Raw genomic sequence first — 18,035 nt, 5'->3', positions numbered from 1 at the left:
GCCTTGTCGTTTGGGCTGGCGCCCAGAGGGTGTGGCTGTTGTCCTTTGACTTTCCTGCCCTAGATGGCGCCTTGAATTTCTGTTGCAGGGAGGAGAAAGGAAGGGAAACTGTCTGAGCGAAGCGAGTTTTTCCCTTCCCCTCCCTGCGACAGAAATTCAAGGAGCCTTTCGCCATCTCGGGCGCGCATTTCTTTGCTTACTTTCTTTGGGCAAGACCAAAGAAAGTGAGTCAGCCCCGGCAGGGGATGAAACAAGGGATGCACCACCAACAAGAAACCCCAGCAAAAACCAAAAGCACAAAGAAAAAACGCCTCTCAGAGAGATCCCCCGAGAGGCGTTCATTCGTTCCAAATACCCGTCAGGCCACAGGCGCCGTCCCCGCCCCATGCTCATGCCTGCCCGCCGGCTTCACAATCGCCAGCGTGGCAATCAACCCGCACAGCGCGGCGAACGACACCCACACGCCCGGCATCGCCTTGTTGCCGGTGGTGTGGATCAGCCACGTGGCAATCGCCGGGGTGAAGCCACCGAAGATGGCCGTGGCCAGGCTGTATGCCAGCGAGAAGCCGGTGGTGCGCACTTCCGGCGGCATGATCTCCGTGAGGGTGACGACCATCGCGCCGTTGTAGCTGCCATACAGGAACGACAGCCACAGCAGCACGATCAACATGCGCGCGAACGACGGTGCGGCAACCAGCCACTGCATGGCCGGGTACGCCGTCACCAGCATCAGCACGGTAAAGAGGATCAGCAGCGGGCGGCGGCCGACGCGGTCAGACACCGCGCCCATCACCGGCAGCCAGAAGAAGTTCGAGGCACCCACGCACAGCGTAACGATCAGGCTGTCCATGTCGGACAGGTGCAGCACGCTCTTGCCGAACGTCGGAGTGTAGGCGGTGATCAGGTAGAACGACACCGTGGTCATCACGACCATCAGCGTGCCTGCGCCCACCAAGCGCCAGTTCTGGCCCATCGAGCGGAACACGGCGGCCAGGTCCGGACGGTGCTTGCGCTTCTGGAACTCTTCGGTCTCTTGCAGCGAGCGGCGGATGATGAACAGGAACGGCACGATCAGGCAGCCGATCAGGAACGGCACGCGCCAGCCCCATGCGCTCATCTCGGACGGCGGCAGCAGGTACGACATCAGCACGCCGAGCAGCGCGGCAAACATGACCGCCACCTGCTGGCTGGCCGACTGCCAGCTCACGAAGAAGCCCTTCTTGCCCGGCGTGGCGATTTCGGCCAGGTAGACCGACACACCGCCCAGCTCCACGCCGGCAGAGAATCCTTGCAGTAACCGGCCGATCAGCACCAGCAGCGGCGCCGCCAGCCCGATGGTGGCGTAGCCCGGCACCAGTGCAATTAGCAGCGTGCCGCAGGCCATGAGCGCGAGCGTGACGATCAGGCCTGTGCGGCGGCCGTGACGGTCGATGTAGGCGCCCAGGAAGATCGCGCCCAGCGGCCGCATCAGGAAGCCGGCGCCAAAGGTCACCAGCGAGAGCATCAGCGAGAGGAACTCGTTGCCGGCCGGGAAGAAGGTGTCGGCGATGGCCTTGGCGTAGTAGCCGTAGACCATGAAGTCGTACATCTCCAGGAAGTTGCCGCTGACTACCCGGAAGATGGTGCGGGCCTTGGATTCGTTGGGGTTGGAGGTATGCATGATGGATTTCACTCAACAGCTTGGGTACAACGTGCGGGCGAGCCAGACAGCGAGCTGCGGGCCGCCTCGTAAAAGGTGGTGATGTGGTACGGCGTGCTCGACGGCATGTCGGCGCGCAGGCGCTGGCCGGCGGGGTCGATCACCTCGTTCCAGCCTTGTGCGTGCAGGAAGCGTGCCGACCACGCCGGCAGCAGGCGCGCGAGCATGGCGCCTTGCGTTTCGGTGCACAGCGCGAGGGCGCGGCCGTATTCGGTCTGCGCCCAGATGCGTTGGCTGGCGTCGCGCATCGTGCCGTCAAGGTTGAGCGACAGGCACACGCCCTGCGTCTCGGCATCCACGCCGTCGGCGCAGGCGGCATCCACCGCGCGGGCGAGGCTATCGGCCAGATGGCGGCCGGCTTCGGAGCGCGTAAAGACGTCGGCATGTGCGCGCACGAGATAAAACCATTCGAACTGGTGACCGGGCTCGATGCGGTTGTCGGTGCTGGCCTCGTCAACCGGCAACTCGGCGATGCTGCCCGTGCGCGTATCAATGAAGCGCGCGAGGATGCCCTCGGCCAGCGTGCGCACGCCGGCTTCGGCCCAGGCGGGCGGTTCGTCCAGCGCGGCGGCGGCCAGGTAGGCCTCGGTCAGATGCATCACGGGGTTCTGTGCGACACCGGCCAGCGTGGTGCTGAACGTGGCGTCCATGGACGCAACCGGCAGCGGTTTGGCCCCGGCCCGCGCAAAGCTGCGCGCGATCACGTCGTGCGCGTCATGCATCAACGCGGCCGCGCGCGGATCGCCGCTCACGGCCAGCCAATGTGCGGCGGCAAACAGCACGAAGGCGTGCGTGTACAGATCCTTGGTGGTGTCGTGCGGAGCCAGCGCGCTGTCGATCGCAAATACCCAGCCGCCGTGGATCGTGTCGCGAAAGCGCGTGTCCAGCGCATGGCACAGCGCAGCGGCCCGTTCGGCGCAGAGATCGCGGTGGCGGCTGGAGAGCTGCGTAGCGCGCGCGAACGTATACAACTGTCGCGCACAGGCCATCGCCCGGTAGCGCGCGGTCGACGCTGGCACCAGCGCGCCGTTGTCGACGACGAGGGCCTCATAGCAGAGACCGGCCTGCGCGTTCCAGCCCGGGCCGAGCCACATGGGCAGCAGAACGTCGTCGTAATAGCGGTCGAATGACGCGAGCGCAGCCTCAGTGGCGGCGGACAGCTCGGTGGCCGTATCGGGCAGCGGGGGCGAGGAGGATTGTGAAAGCATGTGCGCCGTGATGATCGTGGCGGGCGTCGACCCGTTTCAGCCAGGCCGATTGCTCGAATCTGTTCTGTTCACCATAGGCGACGTACTTGCGTTGTACATGTGAACAGACCCGGGATTGTGCTCCAACTGGTTGCCCCGCGCCACGCACAACAGGGGCAATCCCGGTCATGGCGCAGGGTTGTGGGTCCAATGAAAGGTTTTTCCCGGATGCTGCCTGGGCGTGGGTTGTGCGAAGATGAATCACCCCCTGGCTCACCCCTGGTCCTGCCCCGATCCATGCACCGTCGCGACCTGCTCAAGCAGTTGGCCGCCGGGCTGCTTGCCCTGGCGCCTGGTTTGTCCCGCAGCGCCACGCCCGGCACCGCCGCTGGCGCCCCCGAACCGTTTGACGAAGCCCGCCTGCTGGCGCGCGCCAGTGCGTTGGCCGCAAGGCCGTACCGGCCGCGCAGCACGCAACTGCCCAAGCCGCTGGCCGCACTGGACTGGGATGGGTACCAATCCATCGGCTATCGCCCTGATCACGCATTGTGGGCCGGCCAGCACCTGCCGTTCGAGGCCAAGTTCTTCCATTTGGGGCTCTTCTTCAAGTCAGCAGTGCAGATGCACGAGGTGGTCGACGGCCACGCCCGCCTGATTGCCTACGACCCCGCCATGTTCGATTACGGCAAGAGCGGGCTGGATCGCCAGGCGTTGCCGGCCGATCTCGGCTTCGCCGGTTTTCGGCTGACGACCAAGGCGGACCCGACGCGCGATGTGGCCGCCTTCCTGGGTGCCAGCTACTTCCGCGCTGTGGGCGGGCAGTGGCAGTACGGCATGTCGGCGCGGGGCTTGGCGATCGATACCGGCTTGCCCCGCGCAGAAGAGTTTCCGGACTTCACTGAATTCTGGCTGGTGCGACCGGCCGCCGACGCCGATACGTTGCGCGTTTATGCGTTGCTCGATTCGGCCAGCGTGGCGGGCGTCTACCGCTTCGACATCCGCCCCGGCGACACGCTCGTGATGGACGTGGCCGTCACGCTTTACGTGCGCAAGCCGATCGAGCGCCTGGGCATCGCGCCGCTGACCAGCATGTTCCTCTACGGCGAGAACGACCGCACCGACCGCGCCGGTGATCGCCACAGCGCAGCGCGCCGCTGGCGTGCATCGGACTGGCGCCCGGAAATTCATGATTCGGACGGCCTGGCCATCTGGCGCGGCTCGGGCGAATGGGTCTGGCGGCCGCTGGCCAATCCGCCCATGCTGCGCAGCCAGCGCTTTGCCGACGACAGCCCGCGCGGCTTTGGCCTGCTGCAGCGCGATCGCAATCCCGATCATTACCAGGATGACGGCGTGTTCTATGAGAAGCGCCCGAGCGTGTGGGTGGAGCCCACGCATGACTGGGGTGAGGGTGCAGTCGAACTGGTGGAGCTATCGGCCAACGATGAAACCTTCGACAACATCGTCGCGTTCTGGCGGCCTGCCGTGGCGCCGCATGCGGGGCAGGAACTGGCGTTCGGCTATCGGCTGACGTGGGGCGCGCAGCCTGCTGCGGCCTCACCGCTGGCGCGGGTGGTGGCCACGCGCACGGGCATTGGCGGCGTGGTGGGACAGCCGCGCAAATACTTCTCGTGGCGGTTTGTGGTGGACTTTGCCGGCGGCGAGTTGTCGCGGCTGGGGCGCAGCACCGCGGGGTCGACTGTGGAGCCGGTCATACGTGCCTCGCGCGGGCGGGTGGAGATTGCGTCGGCGCGGCCGCTGGCGAGCATCGATGGTGTGCGGGCGATGTTTGATGTGGTGCCGGATGCGAGCAATGCGCCGATTGAGTTGCTGCTGACGTTGCAGTCGGGGGAGCGGTTGCTTTCTGAGACTTGGGCGTATCAGTGGACGCCGCCGGTGGATCGGGGTGTGTGAGAGTGGTTTCTCGGGGCGTCGCCTTTTATGGCTGGTGTCGGTCCATCCCTTGTTTCATCCCCTGCCGGGGCTGACTCACTTTCTTTGTCTTGCCAAAGAAAGTAAGCAAAGAAAGGCGCGCCCGAGATGGCGACCCCTTCCTTGAATTTCTGTAACCGGGCGGAGACGGGAAAAACTCGCTGCGCTCAAACAGTTTCCCGTCTTTTTCCGCCCGCTTACAGAAATTCAAGGCGCCATCTAGGGCAGGGTACGGCCAAACCGTCGCTGCTTTTGGTCAGTTGCGGGGCGGTGTTTTGCTGAACTTCTCGACCATTGCGGCCCAGCCTTCTGCTCCTAGCTTTTCCATCGTCGCGATATTGCGTTCGTAGATGTCCGCTGCGTCGGGTACGGCTGCGGCGGCGCGGGCGATGCTGTCTTCGCGCAGCAGGTGCAGGATGGGGACGGGCGCGCGGTTGGTGGCGTTGGCGATGTCGTCTGGGTCGGCATCGGCGAAGACGAAGTGGGGGTGGAAGCTGGCCAGTTGCAATTCGCCTTCGTAGCCGGCTTTAGCGAGCAGCGATTCGGCGCGTTCCGTGAGCGAGTGGAAGTCGAGGAAGTCGGCCAGGGCGGGGACGATCAGCAGCGTGGTGTCGATCTGTGCGGCGGGCGTGGCGTGCAGCCGGTCGGCTTCGGCACGCAGGTGGTCGAGCACGTCGCCGTCCATCGTGGCGCGGCTGACGGCGTATCGAACCTGCCGCTTGACGTGCACGGCCTTGGCGAAGGGGCACAGGTTCAGGCCGATGACGGCGTCTTCCAGCCAGCGCTGCACGGTCGCGACATGACGGGCTGCGGCGTCCGCGTCCAAGTTGAGGACATCGGCGGGTGGATCAAGCAAGACGAAATCGAGGGCGTGATTGGACACGGCGTGCGGGGAGGGATGAGACAGCGCGCAGTGTAGTCGATGGTGTGGGAGCGCTTCTTGCGACGGAATGGGTGTTGTGATTTGCAACGTCCGGCGCGCGCCCTTGATGTGCGCCGAGATCACTTCGGGTGCTTTGCGCGCCGCTTATGTGGTCAGTCCATTCCGTGTTTTTGTAAAAGAAGGAGCTCAACCATGATTGAACTGCGCCTGAAAACCGCCCTCGCCGTGGCCGCCACGTTTGCTGCGTCGGCTGCTTTCGCACAGATGACGCCGGCACCGCAGACTTCTCCGCAGACCACCGGCACCGTGCAGGCCGCCCCACAAGGCGGGCCGGCCACCTCGTCGTCTGACCCGCTGGTGCAGAAGCGCATTGACGACAAGGCTGCCAGCGACGAATACAAGGCCCGCAAGTCCGACGCCAAGGCCGCGTACAAGGAAGAGAAAAAGGCCGCCAAGGCCAACCGCAAGGCCGAGAAGAAGGAAGCCCGCGCCAAGCGCAAGGAAGCCATGAGCGAACAAGGCGGCCCTGCCCAGACGCCGAGCAGCGAAGGCAAGTAAGCCGCCGGCCGAACATGAAAAAAGGCGATCCGAGGGTCGCCTTTTTTTCTGCCTGTTGCTTCCGCCGTCAGTGCCCGCGTGTTGTCGGCAGACGGACCTGCGCGACGGCCATTTCCCACTGGGCGATGCGATGCGCCGCCTCGTCGCGGCTGATGACGGGGTGGAACGTGCGAGAGGCACGCCATTGCTGGGCGACTTCGTCCTCCCCCTGATAGAAGCCGGTGGCGATGCCAGCCAGGTAGGCTGCGCCGAGCGCAGTGGTTTCGATGATCTCGGGGCGCACGACCGGAATGCCGAGCAAATCCGCCTGGAACTGCAGGAGCAGGTTGTTGGCCGATGCGCCGCCATCGACGCGCAGTTCTGAGATGGTGGAAACGGCATCGCGCGTCATGGCTTGCAGCAGCGCGGTGCTTTGGAAGGCAATCGACTCCAGTGCGGCTCGGGCGATGTGGCCGATGGTCGTGCCGCGCGAGAGGCCCACGATGGCGCCTTGTGCGGTTGGATCCCAGTACGGTGCACCCAGGCCCGTGAACGACGGCACGAACACCACGCCGCCGGAATCGGGCACCGAGGCGGCCAGGCCTTCGACGTCGGCGGAGCGCTGGATGGCGCGCAGCCCGTCGCGCAGCCACTGCACCACCGCGCCGCCCACGAACACGCTGCCTTCGAGCGCGTAGCTGCGTTTCGGGCCGCTCTGACAGGCCGCCGTGCTGATCAGCCCGTTGTGCGACTGGACCGCCTTGTCGCCCGTGTTGAGCAGCATGAAGCAGCCGGTGCCGTAGGTGTTCTTGGCCATGCCGGGCTTGAAGCACGCTTGGCCGAAGAGGGCGGATTGCTGGTCGCCCGCAATGCCGCCGATGGTGAGCGAGGCGCCGAGCCAGTCGGCATCGGTCTGCCCAAATTGATACGCAGACGGATGCACCTCGGGCAACAGGCTCGGGTGGATGTCGAGTGCGCGCATCAGGTCCGCATCCCATTCGCCGGTGTGGATGTTCCACAGCATCGTGCGGGAAGCGTTCGACACGTCCGTCACATGCAGGCGGCCGCGTGTGAGTTGCCACACCAGCCAACTGTCGATGGTGCCGAAGGCGAGTTCACCACGCGCGGCGCGCTCGCGGGCGCCGTCCACGTGGTCGAGAATCCAGCGCAGCTTGGTGGCGGAAAAATACGGGTCGATGATCAGGCCGGTGCGCTTGCGCACCTCGTCTTCCAGACCCTCGGCGCGCAGGCGTTCGCAGATGGCTTCGGTGCGGCGGTCCTGCCAGACGATGGCGTTGAAGATCGGCTTGCCCGTGGCTCGCTCCCACACCATGGTGGTTTCGCGCTGGTTGGTGATGCCAAGCGCCGCCATGTCGGCGGCGGAGAGTTTGGCTTGTTCGAGTGCGGCGCGGCAGGTGGCGAGCTGGCTGTTCCAGATGTCGAACGGGTCATGCTCGACCCAGCCGGGCTGCGGGAAATGCTGGGGAAACTCCTGCTGGGCACTGGCGACGATCTGGCCGGCGCGGTTGAAGACGATGGCGCGTGAGCTGGATGTGCCCTGGTCGAGCGCGAGGAGGTATTCCATAAGGCAGAGTCTGATGACTGTCGGGCCAGGTCAGGGTGCTCCCTGCCCGACAGTGGATGAAACGGAAACAAGCATGGTAGCCCGCAGGTGGCCGTCGTCAAAGACCGGCGCCCTGCGGGCGGCGCGTGATCAGCGCACCTTGCCGGCCTTCCAGGCTGCGAGCAGCTTGTCGTAGGCCACCGTCTCACCCTTCGGACGCTCGTTGTCGAGCTTTTTCCACGGGGCGTGTTCGGTCGACAGCCACTTCGACGGATCGCTTTCCGGGTTCAGCTTCGGCGCGCAGTTCTTCATGCCTGCGCGCTGCAGGCGACCCATCACCTGGTCCATTTCCTTGGCCAGGTTGTCCATCGCGCCTTGCGGGGTCTTCTCGCCCGTGACGGCCGTGGCGACGTTCTTCCACCAGAGCTGTGCCAGCTTCGGATAGTCGGGCACGTTGTTGCCGGTCGGCGTCCAGGCCACGCGGGCGGGGCTACGGTAGAACTCGATCAGGCCGCCGTACTTGGCTGCGTTCTTGGTGAAGTAGTCGCTGTGGATGTCGGAGTCACGGATGAACGTGAGGCCGGTGATCGACTTCTTGAGCGACACGGTCTTCGACGTGACGAACTGCGCGTACAGCCACGCGGCCGAGCGGCGCTCGAACGGGGTGGACTTGAAGAACGTCCACGAGCCGACGTCCTGGTAGCCGTTCTGCATGCCGTCCTTCCAGTACGGGCCGTGCGGCGACGGCGCCATGCGCCACTTGGGCGAGCCATCGGCGTTCACGACCGGACCCGGCTTGGTCATTGGCGCGGTGAAGGCGCTGTACCAGAACACCTGCTGGGCGATGTGGCCTTGCGCGGGCACCGGGCCGGCTTCGTTGAAGGTCATGCCGGTCGCCTCGGGCGGGGCGTACTTCTTCATCCAGTCGATGTACTTGGTGAGGGCGTACACGGCGGCCGGGCTGTTGGTGGCGCCGCCGCGCGACATCGAGGCGCCCACCGGTGCGCAGCCTTCCACGCGGATACCCCATTCGTCGACCGGCAGGCCGTTCGGGATGCCCTTGTCGGCGGAGCCGGCCATCGACAGCCAGGCGTCAGTGAAGCGCCAACCGAGCGACGGGTCCTTCTTGCCGTAATCCATGTGGCCGTAGACGCGCTTGCCGTCCAACTCCTTCACGTCGTTGGTGAAGAAGTTGGCGATGTCTTCATAGGCCGTCCAGTTGACGGGCACGCCCAGGTCGTAGCCGTACTTGGCCTTGAACTTGTCTTGCAGATCCTTGCGGGCGAACCAGTCGGCGCGGAACCAGTACAGGTTGGCGAACTGCTGGTCGGGCAGTTGGTACAGCTTGCCGTCCGACGCGGTGGTGAAGCTCGTGCCGATGAAGTCCTTCAGGTCCAGGCCCGGGTTGGTGAACTCCTTGCCTTCGCCGGCCATGTAATCCGACAGCGGCATCACTACGCCATAGCGGTAGTGCGTGCCGATCAGGTCGGAGTCGGAAATCCAGCCGTCATAGATGCTCTTGCCGGATTGCATCGAGGTCTGCAGTTTTTCGACGACATCGCCTTCCTGCATGATGTCGTGCTTGACCTTGATGCCGGTGATTTCTTCAAAGGCCTTGGCCAGCGTCTTTGATTCATAGGCGTGCGTGTCGAGCGTTTCCGACACGACGTGGATCTCGGTCACGCCCTTGGCCTTGAGCTTGGCCGCGGCGTCGATGAACCACTTCATTTCCGCCATCTGCTGCTGTTGATTCAGCGTGCTGGGCTGGAACTCGCTGCTGATCCACTTCTTGGCTTCGGCTTCGCCGGCATGGGCTGCGCCGACTGCCAGGGCGCTCGCCAGTGCAATGGCACTGATTTGGAGCGTCATGCGCCAGGATGTTTTCATCGGTATCTCCTCGTGCTTGTTGGCTTGTTGTTCTCCCCGCAGCGAAAACATCCGGCATTCCGACGCGGGGAGCGTGATGGAATGCCTGTGCCCGTACGTCAATTTGGGCGTGGAAGCATCAACGCGTGCCGATGCCCCCGGACCTGCAAATTCAAGTTCGATGGCGCGTCAGCCGCGCCACATCACGATCAGCAGCACCACCATCGAGGCGATGAAGCCGCCCCAGGCGCTTGTCTCTTCCGACGTGAGCCCAACCCACGCCAGGTTGATATAGGCCGCGGTCAGCAGGCCGATGAAGAGGCGGTCGCCGCGCGTGGTGGCGATAGGCAGGAAGCCCTTGCGCTCCACGGTCGGTCGAACGACCTCCCACACCGTCATGCTGGCCAGCATCAAGGCGATGCAGCCAAAGAAGATCGCCACTTCGGGCGTCCAGGCCATCCAGCTGAACATGTTCATTTCTCCAACATTCGTTCCCTCGTCCGTGGAAACGTGATCAGGGCGAAGCGCAGCGGTTCTGACGGTTCGGCGCGGCCGCAGACAGTACGTGTGGTACGGCAAGGCCGCGCCGGGCCGTCAGAATTGTCCTGATCGCGTTTACACGCGGCCCATCGCGAAGCCCTTCGCGATGTAGTTCCGCACAAACCAGATCACCAGCGCGCCCGGAATGATCGTCAGCACACCCGCAGCGGCCAGCACGCCCCAATCCATGCCCGAGGCCGACACCGTGCGTGTCATCACCGCGGTAATGGGTTTGGCATCGACCGAGGTGAGCGTGCGCGCGAGCAGCAGTTCGACCCAACTGAACATGAAGCAGAAGAACGCCGTCACGCCCACGCCGGCCTTGATGAGCGGCAGGAAGATCTTCAGGAAGAACTTGGGAAAGCTGTAGCCGTCGATGTAGGCCGTCTCGTCAATCTCGCGCGGGATGCCCGACATGAAGCCTTCGAGAATCCACACCGCCAGCGGCACGTTGAACAGCATGTGCGCCAGCGCCACGCCCAGGTGGGTGTCCATCAGGCCGACCGTCGAATACAGCTGGAAGAACGGCAGCAGAAACACCGCGGGCGGCGTCATGCGGTTCGTCAGCAGCCAGAAGAACATGTGCTTGTCGCCCAGGAAGCGGTAGCGCGAGAAGGCATAGGCCGCCGGCAGCGCCACTACGGTCGAGAGCACCGTGTTCATCGTCACGTAGATGATGGAGTTGATGTAACCCCAGTACCACGACGGATCGGTGAAGATGATCTTGTAGTTATCGAACGTGACGAGCTTCGGCCAGATCGAGAAGCCGGCCAGCGTCTCCTCGTTGGTCTTGAGCGACATGCTCAGCATCCAGTACAGCGGCAGCACCGCAAACGCCACGTACACCGCCAGCGTGATCGCCCGGGCGATCTTGCGCTTGTGCTCGTTGTTGTTGTTCTTACGCATGGTCGTCTCCCACGGCCGTGCTGGCGCTGCCCATGCGTTGCATCCAGTTGTAGAGGACGAAGCAGAACAGCAGGATGATGAGGAAGTACACGATCGAGAATGCCGCCGCCGGGCCGAGGTCGAACTGGCCGACCGCCTTCTGCGTCAGGTACTGCGACAGGAACGTCGTGGCATTGCCGGGGCCGCCGCCGGTCAGCACGAACGGCTCCGTGTAGATCATGAAGCTGTCCATGAAGCGCAGCAGCACGCCGATCATCAGCACGCCGCGCATCTTCGGCAGCTGGATGTAGCGGAACACGGCCAGGCGGCTGGCGCCGTCAATCTCCGCGGCCTGATAGAACGCATCCGGGATCGAGCGCAGCCCGGCATACGCCAGCAGCGCCACCAGCGGCGTCCAGTGCCACACGTCCATGATGAGCACCGTGATCCACGCATCGAACGAGTGCGACGTGTAGTTGTAGTCGATCCCCATCTCGTTGAGCCAGTACCCGGCCAGGCCGATATCGGAGCGCCCGAAGATCTGCCAGATCGTGCCGACCACGTTCCAGGGAATCAGCAGCGGCATGGCGAGCACCACAAGCGCGGCCGAGGCCTTCCAGCCCTTGGACGGCATCGACAACGCCAGGCCGATGCCCAGCGGAATCTCCACGGCCAGCACGCACAGCGAGAAAATCAACTGGCGCGTGAGGGCGTCCTGCAGATCGCCGTCGCGCAGGATCTGGCGGAACCAGTCGACGCCCACGAACACGTGCTGCTCGGGGCTGATGATGTCCTGTACCGAATAGTTCACCACCGTCATCAGCGGCAGGATGGCGGAGAACGCCACACACAGGAACACCGGCAGGATCAGGAACCATGCCTTGTTGTTGAACGGCTTGTTCATCGGCCGATCCTCTCGTCATTGCTGTAGTACAGCGTCTGCGGCGCATCCAGGCGCAGCCACACGCGCGATTCGGTCACGCTCACTTCGTTCGGCAGCTTGGCCTTGATGGGCAGGCCGCCAGCCTCGCCCAGGCTTGCAGTCAGCAGCTGGTGCGTACCAAGTTGCTGCACCTGGTGAACGTTGGCCGCCACGGTGCCGACTTCTCCCGGTGCGGCCAGCTGCACGAACTCCGGACGGATGCCGAGCTTGAGCGAACCGTTTGCGTTCTTGAGCGTAGCGAGCGTGTCGTGTCCGACCGTCAGGCGCTGATCACCCAGTGCGATGACGTCGCCATCCACCGCCACCGGATACAGGTTCATGCCCGGGCTGCCGATGAAGTAGCCGACGAAGGTATGGTCCGGCCGCTCGAACAGCGCTTCCGGGCCGCCTTGCTGCACCACCTTGCCTTCAGTCATGACGACCACCTCGTCGGCAAAGGTCAGCGCCTCCACCTGATCGTGCGTCACGTAGATCAGCGTGAGCTTGAGCTGCTGGTGGATCTTCTTGAGCTGGCGACGCAGTTGCCACTTCAGGTGCGGATCGATGACGGTGAGCGGCTCGTCGAACAGGATGGCCGCCACGTCCTTGCGCACCAGGCCGCGGCCCAGCGAGATCTTCTGCTTGGCGTCCGCGGCCAGGCCCGAGGCGCGGCGCTTGAGCGCGTGCTGCAGCTCGAGAATCTCGGCCACTTCCTCCACGCGCTTCTTCACTTCGGCTTCCGGCGTCTTGCGATTGCGCAGCGGGAAGGCGAGGTTGTCGAACACGGTCATCGTGTCGTAGATGACCGGGAACTGGAACACCTGCGCGATGTTGCGCTCGCGCGGGCTGGCGTGCGTGACGTCGCGGTCGTCGAAGAGCACCTGGCCTTCGGACGGCGTCAACAGCCCCGAGATGATGTTCAGCAGCGTGGACTTGCCGCAGCCCGACGGGCCGAGCAGCGCGTAGGCACCGCCGTCGCGCCACGTCATGTTCATCGGCTGCAGCGCGTAGTCGTTCAGACTTTGCGGATTGGGGCGGTAGCTGTGCCCCAGGTTGCGGAATTCAATGCGCGCCATGTGCGCCTCCCTGCTTGGGCGCGCTCACCAGCTTGCCCGCTTCATCGAACAGGAACAGTTCGGCCGGATCGACAAACACGTCCAGCGCCGCGCCGAGTTCGAACTCATGCACACCCGGCAACTGCGCGACCAAGCCGATCGTGCTCGACTGGCCGGCGGCGTGCGCGCGCACGTGCAGATACGTTTCGGAACCCGACAACTCGGCCAGCTCCACCGTGCCCGGCAGGGCAACCGCACCAGCATTGCGCGGCGACAGGCGGATGTGGCTCGGACGCAGGCCGATGCGGCAGCGCGTGCCGGCCGCCATCGGCAGCGGGCGCGTCCATGCAACGTCAATGCCTTGCGGCAGGCGGATCTGGTTGCCCTCAACCACGGTGGCGTCCAGCACGTTCATCGGCGGGTCGTTGAAGATGGCCGCTGCGTTGACCGACACCGGCACTTCATACATGTCGAGCGTCGGGCCATCCTGCAGCACGCGGCCTTCATGCATGACGACGGTGTGGCCGCCCAGCAGCAGCGCTTCCTGCGGCTCGGTGGTGGCGTAGACGACCGTCGTGCCGCCATCGGCAAAGAGCGATGCCAGCTCGGCACGCAGTTCTTCGCGCAGCTTGTAGTCGAGGTTGACCAGCGGCTCGTCCAGCAGCACCAGCGGCGCACGCTTGACGAGTGCCCGGGCCAGCGCGCAACGCTGCTGCTGTCCGCCGGACAGCTCGGCCGGCAGGCGCTGCAGCAGGTGTTCAATGTGCAGCTTGGCGGCGACGGCACGCACACGCGTGTCGATTTCGCCCTTGTTGGTGCCCTGCAGGCGCAGCGGCGAGGCGATGTTGTCGAACACCGTCATCGCCGGGTAGTTGATGAATTGCTGGTACACCATCGCCAGATTGCGATCGCGCACCCCCACGCCCGTCACGTCCTTGCCATCGACCAGTACGCGGCCGGTGGTCGGCCGGTCCAACCCGGCCATGATGCGCATCAACGTGGTCTTGCCGGCTTGCGTCGGCCCCAGCAGCACGTTGATGGCGCCGGGCGCCAGCCGCAGGCTGGTCGGGTACAGGTGCGTCTGCGCCCCGACCATGGCCGTAACCTGGTCCAGTTCCAGAATCAATTGATGTCTCCCGTCTTACTGCTTTGATTTCTTGATGTCTTAGCGCGTGCGCCCGGCCCGGTGCGTCAGGGCGCGCGTTCCGCAACTGGCGCGGTCTCGCCTTCCGGCAGATGCCGAGCCAGCCAGCCTTCCAGGCGGCTGCGGTCGGCATCGCTGGCGTGCAGGCCCAGCTTGGTCCGCCGCCACAGGATGTCCTGCGCCGTGCGGGCCCATTCGTGTTCGATCAGGTAACGGATTTCGGCTTCATACAGGCCGGGCGTCACTTCGGCGCCCAGCTCTTCCAGCCGCGTGGCGCCCGCCAGCAGCGTGTTCAGGCGCGTGCCGTACTGGTGCGCATAGCGCATCGCCAGTTGGGTCGGCAGCCACGGCAAACGTTTTTGCAGGCGCGTCACAAAATCGTCGAAGGTGTATTCGGCAACCAACTGCCCTGGCGCTTCCAGATCGCCGCCCGGCAGCGATGCAGTGGCCGTCCACGAAGGCTTGCCGGCCAGCGGCAGATGCGGGGCCAACTGGTCCAGCGCTTCTTCAGCCAGCTTGCGGTAGGTCGTGATCTTGCCGCCCCACACGTTGACGAGCGGTGCGCCAGTGCCGTCGGCGCCGGTCTCGCATTCGACCAGGTAATCGCGCGTGATGGCCGAAGCGTTGGCGGCGCTGTCGTCCAGCAGCGGCCGCACGCCCGAGTAGCTCCACACCACGTCGGCCGGCGTCAGCTGCTGGGTGAAATAGCGGCTGGCCATCTCGCACAGATATTGGATTTCGTCCGCGTCGATGGCGACTTGGTCCACCGAGCCCTTGTATTCCAGATCCGTCGTGCCGATCAGCGTGAACTCGTTCTGGTACGGGATCGCAAACACGATCCGCCCGTCCGGGTTCTGGAAGATATAGGCGAACGGGTGATCGAACATCCGCCGCACGACGATGTGGCTGCCCTTGATCAGGCGCAGGCCGCGCGTGCTCGGCAGCGCGTGCGCAGAGCGGGCGAACTCCGCCGCCCACGGCCCGGCAGCGTTGACGACTGCCTTGGCGCGCACGGAGCGGATGCCGTCCGGGCCAGCCAGAGCGGCGTGCCACCCATCGGCGCGGCGCTCGGCGTTCAGGCAGCGTGTGCGGGTGAAGATGTGCGCGCCGCGGTCTGCCGCATCGCGGGCATTGAGCACCACGAGGCGGGCGTCGTCCACCCAGCCATCGGAATAGACGAAACCGCGCGTGTAGCCTGCCTTAAGCGGCTTACCCGCCGGATGCTGGGCGAGTTTGATGGAGTCCGAACCGGGCAGAAAGCGCCGGCGCGCCAGATGGTCATAGAGGAAGAGGCCCGCGCGGATCATCCACGCCGGGCGTTGGGCCGCGTCGTGCGGCATCACGAAACGCAGCGGCCACATGATGTGCGGCGCCATGCGCAGCAGCACCTCGCGCTCCTGCAGCGCCTTGCGCACCAGGCTGAATTCGTAATATTCGAGGTACCGCAGCCCGCCGTGGATCAGCTTGGTTGAGGCCGAAGAGGTGTGCTGGGCCAGGTCGTCCTTTTCACACAAGACCACCGACAGGCCACGGCCTACAGCGTCACGCGCGATGCCCACGCCGTTGATGCCGCCTCCGACCACCAGCAGATCACAGTCCAGATGCGACGCGTCAGAAAGTTGCATGGGTTGGAATCTGTTGATTTGCGCGTCTTTTCTTGCGAATAGTGACGCGTTGGCGGATAGTTTAGTGAAGGGCGAAAATAAAGCAACATAGGGAATCGCCTAATCCGCTCACATGTGTTCGTTTGTGTTCATTTCGTGACTTGATGCTTCCGCGACACCGCCAAATCCTTGAATACGTTCGCCAGCACGGCGATGCTTCCGTTGACGCGCTTGCCCGCGTGCTCGGTGTCACGACTCAAACCATCCGTCGCGATATCCGTCAGCTTGAAGACGAGCGCCTGCTGGCGCGCTACCACGGCGGCGTCGGCTTGCCGTCGTCGGTCGAGAACATCGACTACGACCAGCGCCAGGTCTTGCACATCGACGCCAAGCGCCGCATCGCCGAAGTCGTTGCGCGCCACGTCGAGCCCGGCCGCTCGCTCATCATCAATATTGGAACGACCACCGAAGAAGTCTCCAAGGCGCTGGTCGGCCAGAACGGCCCGCGTGGCCTGCGCGTCATCACCAACAACCTGAACGTCGCGTCGATCCTCTCCGGTAGCCCGGATGCCGAAGTCATCGTCGCCGGCGGCCTCGTGCGCAACCGGGATCGCGGCATCGTCGGCGAGGCCACGATCGACTTCATGAAGCAGTTCCGCGTCGACATCGGCATCATCGGCGTCTCCAGCATCGACGAAGACGGCACGCTGCTCGACTACGACTACCGTGAAGTACGCGTCGCCCAGGCCATCATCGAGCAGTCGCGCGAGGTCTGGCTCGTCGCCGATCACTCCAAGTTCGGCCGCCGCGCCGTCGTCCGCCTCGGCCACGTCTCGCAGATCGACAAGTTCTTCACCGACGTCCCGGTGCCCGAGCCGATGGCCGAAGTCTTCCGGGCTGCAGAGGTCGACGTGATCGTCGCCAGCGAAACGCTCTGATGTTTGATCTGGCGCTCCTGCAGTCTTCGCCCCGTCGACTACAGTGAAATGACAAGGCGCGCACCTTGCGAGCCGCTCTGTCGTCCAGACTCGTCATACGGGGAGCATCGTGAGCGAGCACTCACATGCGGCAATCCTTTCGATCTTCGCGGGCATCGTCACCGAGCACATCGCTGCTTTGCGCGATGCCCTTGCCAAGCTGGTCGCGCCCAGCCCCAGCGATGAAGATCTCCACCAATTCCGAGTCACGTTGCGCCGTCTACGTTCGGCTTGGGTGACGTTCGCGCCGGTTTTACCGCGCAGTTTTGCCACAGAGTGGAAGCCTCGCCTGCGTGCACTCGCCGCATCCACGAGCCCTGTGCGCGAATGGGATGTGCTGCTTTCCGACTGGCTGCCCGCGGCTCTGCAATCCTTATCTAATGACGATGATGTAGGCCGGGCGTGGTTGGATCGGGCGCTCACGAAGTCCAAAGACGCCCGCAATCGAGCTTGGGAGGCGTTGCGAGACGAACTGGCGTCGCCTGATGTGGCGGAAACGCTGCTCGAACTGGAGCGTGCGGTCGCGGAATTTCATTTAGAAGGCGAGTCGGAGCGGCATTCCCGTTTCGCTCGCACCCAGGCCCGGGCGCTCAGAAGGAAACTGATCCGTCGCGGCCGCCACCCCAAGCGGTCGTCCGCAATTCGGCTGCATCGCGCCCGAATCGCCGCCAAGCAGTGGCGCTATCTATATGAAGCGTTCTACCCGGCGCTTGGAGCCCACGCAGCCAAGCGCTACCGCAACCATTTGCGCAAATTGCAGGAGGCCTTGGGCGAAGTGCACGATGCGAGCGTCGCTCTGGATTGCGTTGCCGACTTATTGGGTGCGCCGCCACCGCTTTCTATAGTGAACGCCTTTCACAAGCGCGCCTGCACTGCGCGGGAGCGGGCAGCGAAGGGGCTGCGATGGATGCGGTCTCACAAAGCGCCGTAAACCCAGAAAAAGCGCAGAAAAACCCTGTCAAAAGAAAGGGCTTGCACTGTTCGAGAAACCCGCCTATAGTTCGCCCCTCGCTGCAAAACACAGCGCCGAAACGCAAGTGGAGGTGGTGGTGTTGAGTGGTGGAGAAGCAGGAGTGGAGCGGGTTTGCGGTCGATTGTGTGATTGGCGATTGGCGGTAGATCGGGTGGTGGTTAGCAGCGAGTTGACGGATAAAAATTCTTCGACGAGTTGTTGACAGCGACGAAAAAGCTCTGCATAATCTCGTTTCTCTGCTGCAGACAACGCAGCGACGCGATAAACAAA

16 protein-coding genes are annotated in these 18,035 nt (G+C 64.3%); 4 read left to right on the top strand and 12 right to left on the bottom strand.

The features are described from left to right. Positions 1–358: 358 nt before the first annotated feature. Together ACTJK6_RS20840 and ACTJK6_RS20835 are read right to left on the bottom strand one after the other, a co-directional pair. Positions 359–1,660 (bottom strand): MFS transporter, encoded by a 1,302-nt coding sequence (locus ACTJK6_RS20840; RefSeq protein WP_316881079.1) that lies wholly within the window; start codon positions 1,658–1,660, stop codon positions 359–361. An 8-nt stretch (positions 1,661–1,668) separates the two neighbouring features. Then, complete coding sequence (locus ACTJK6_RS20835) at positions 1,669–2,907, bottom strand: AGE family epimerase/isomerase (RefSeq protein ID WP_440476162.1); 1,239 nt, start codon at positions 2,905–2,907, stop codon at positions 1,669–1,671. Positions 2,908–3,183: 276 nt separating this feature from the next. Here ACTJK6_RS20835 and ACTJK6_RS20830 point away from each other — a divergent pair, with 276 nt between their 5' ends. Further along, positions 3,184–4,797, top strand: coding sequence for a glucan biosynthesis protein (locus tag ACTJK6_RS20830; RefSeq protein ID WP_440840062.1), 1,614 nt, complete (start codon positions 3,184–3,186; stop codon positions 4,795–4,797). 274 nt (positions 4,798–5,071) lie between these two features. Here the strand turns inward: ACTJK6_RS20830 and ACTJK6_RS20825 are convergent, their stop codons facing one another. After that, a complete protein-coding gene (locus tag ACTJK6_RS20825; protein WP_440840061.1) occupies positions 5,072–5,698 on the bottom strand; it encodes a DUF1415 domain-containing protein in 627 nt (208 codons plus the stop codon). Between the two features lie 192 nt (positions 5,699–5,890). Between ACTJK6_RS20825 and ACTJK6_RS20820 the strand changes: the two genes are divergently transcribed. After that, positions 5,891–6,256, top strand: a complete 366-nt coding sequence (locus ACTJK6_RS20820) for a hypothetical protein (RefSeq protein WP_045205362.1) — start codon at positions 5,891–5,893, stop codon at positions 6,254–6,256. Between the two features lie 67 nt (positions 6,257–6,323). Here ACTJK6_RS20820 and glpK read toward each other — a convergent pair whose 3' ends face one another. From glpK to glpD, 8 genes are all read right to left on the bottom strand, one after another. Further along, a complete protein-coding gene (gene glpK / locus ACTJK6_RS20815; RefSeq protein ID WP_232041217.1) occupies positions 6,324–7,820 on the bottom strand; it encodes a glycerol kinase GlpK in 1,497 nt (498 codons plus the stop codon). A gap of 129 nt (positions 7,821–7,949) precedes the next feature. Next, entirely contained in the window at positions 7,950–9,686 is a 1,737-nt protein-coding gene (locus ACTJK6_RS20810) for an ABC transporter substrate-binding protein (RefSeq protein ID WP_232041216.1), read from the bottom strand. 168 nt (positions 9,687–9,854) lie between these two features. Then, entirely contained in the window at positions 9,855–10,136 is a 282-nt protein-coding gene (locus ACTJK6_RS20805) for a DUF2160 domain-containing protein (RefSeq protein WP_232041215.1), read from the bottom strand. A 144-nt stretch (positions 10,137–10,280) separates the two neighbouring features. Beyond that, positions 10,281–11,111 carry a carbohydrate ABC transporter permease gene (locus tag ACTJK6_RS20800; protein WP_206272500.1) on the bottom strand — a complete coding sequence of 277 codons (831 nt, stop codon included), beginning with the start codon at positions 11,109–11,111 and terminating at the stop codon, positions 10,281–10,283. After that, positions 11,104–11,994: a carbohydrate ABC transporter permease gene (locus ACTJK6_RS20795; RefSeq protein ID WP_232041214.1), complete on the bottom strand. Its 891-nt coding sequence runs from the start codon at positions 11,992–11,994 to the stop codon at positions 11,104–11,106. The genes ACTJK6_RS20800 and ACTJK6_RS20795 overlap by 8 nt, the downstream gene beginning before the upstream one ends. Further along, positions 11,991–13,088, bottom strand: a complete 1,098-nt coding sequence (locus ACTJK6_RS20790) for an ABC transporter ATP-binding protein (protein WP_260803830.1) — start codon at positions 13,086–13,088, stop codon at positions 11,991–11,993. The genes ACTJK6_RS20795 and ACTJK6_RS20790 overlap by 4 nt, the downstream gene beginning before the upstream one ends. Beyond that, positions 13,075–14,193 carry an ABC transporter ATP-binding protein gene (locus ACTJK6_RS20785; RefSeq protein ID WP_232041212.1) on the bottom strand — a complete coding sequence of 373 codons (1,119 nt, stop codon included), beginning with the start codon at positions 14,191–14,193 and terminating at the stop codon, positions 13,075–13,077. The genes ACTJK6_RS20790 and ACTJK6_RS20785 overlap by 14 nt, the downstream gene beginning before the upstream one ends. Before the next feature lie 65 nt (positions 14,194–14,258). Beyond that, a complete protein-coding gene (gene glpD / locus ACTJK6_RS20780; RefSeq protein WP_440076316.1) occupies positions 14,259–15,836 on the bottom strand; it encodes a glycerol-3-phosphate dehydrogenase in 1,578 nt (525 codons plus the stop codon). 122 nt (positions 15,837–15,958) lie between these two features. On the opposite strand from glpD, the gene ACTJK6_RS20775 reads away from it, so the two are divergent. Together ACTJK6_RS20775 and ACTJK6_RS20770 are read left to right on the top strand one after the other, a co-directional pair. Then, positions 15,959–16,753, top strand: a complete 795-nt coding sequence (locus tag ACTJK6_RS20775; RefSeq protein WP_440076315.1) for a DeoR/GlpR family DNA-binding transcription regulator — start codon at positions 15,959–15,961, stop codon at positions 16,751–16,753. 109 nt (positions 16,754–16,862) lie between these two features. Beyond that, positions 16,863–17,723, top strand: coding sequence for a CHAD domain-containing protein (locus ACTJK6_RS20770; protein ID WP_440840060.1), 861 nt, complete (start codon positions 16,863–16,865; stop codon positions 17,721–17,723). A 63-nt stretch (positions 17,724–17,786) separates the two neighbouring features. Here ACTJK6_RS20770 and ACTJK6_RS20765 read toward each other — a convergent pair. Then, positions 17,787–18,035, bottom strand: a 249-nt coding sequence (locus ACTJK6_RS20765; RefSeq protein WP_440840059.1) for a hypothetical protein, incomplete at its 5' end; no start/stop codon positions are given.

The sequence above is a fragment of the Ralstonia sp. 22086 genome (genome assembly GCF_052045975.1).
Classification (GTDB): Bacteria; Pseudomonadota; Gammaproteobacteria; order Burkholderiales; family Burkholderiaceae; genus Ralstonia; species Ralstonia wenshanensis.
This window is presented reverse-complemented; position numbering and strand designations above follow the sequence as displayed.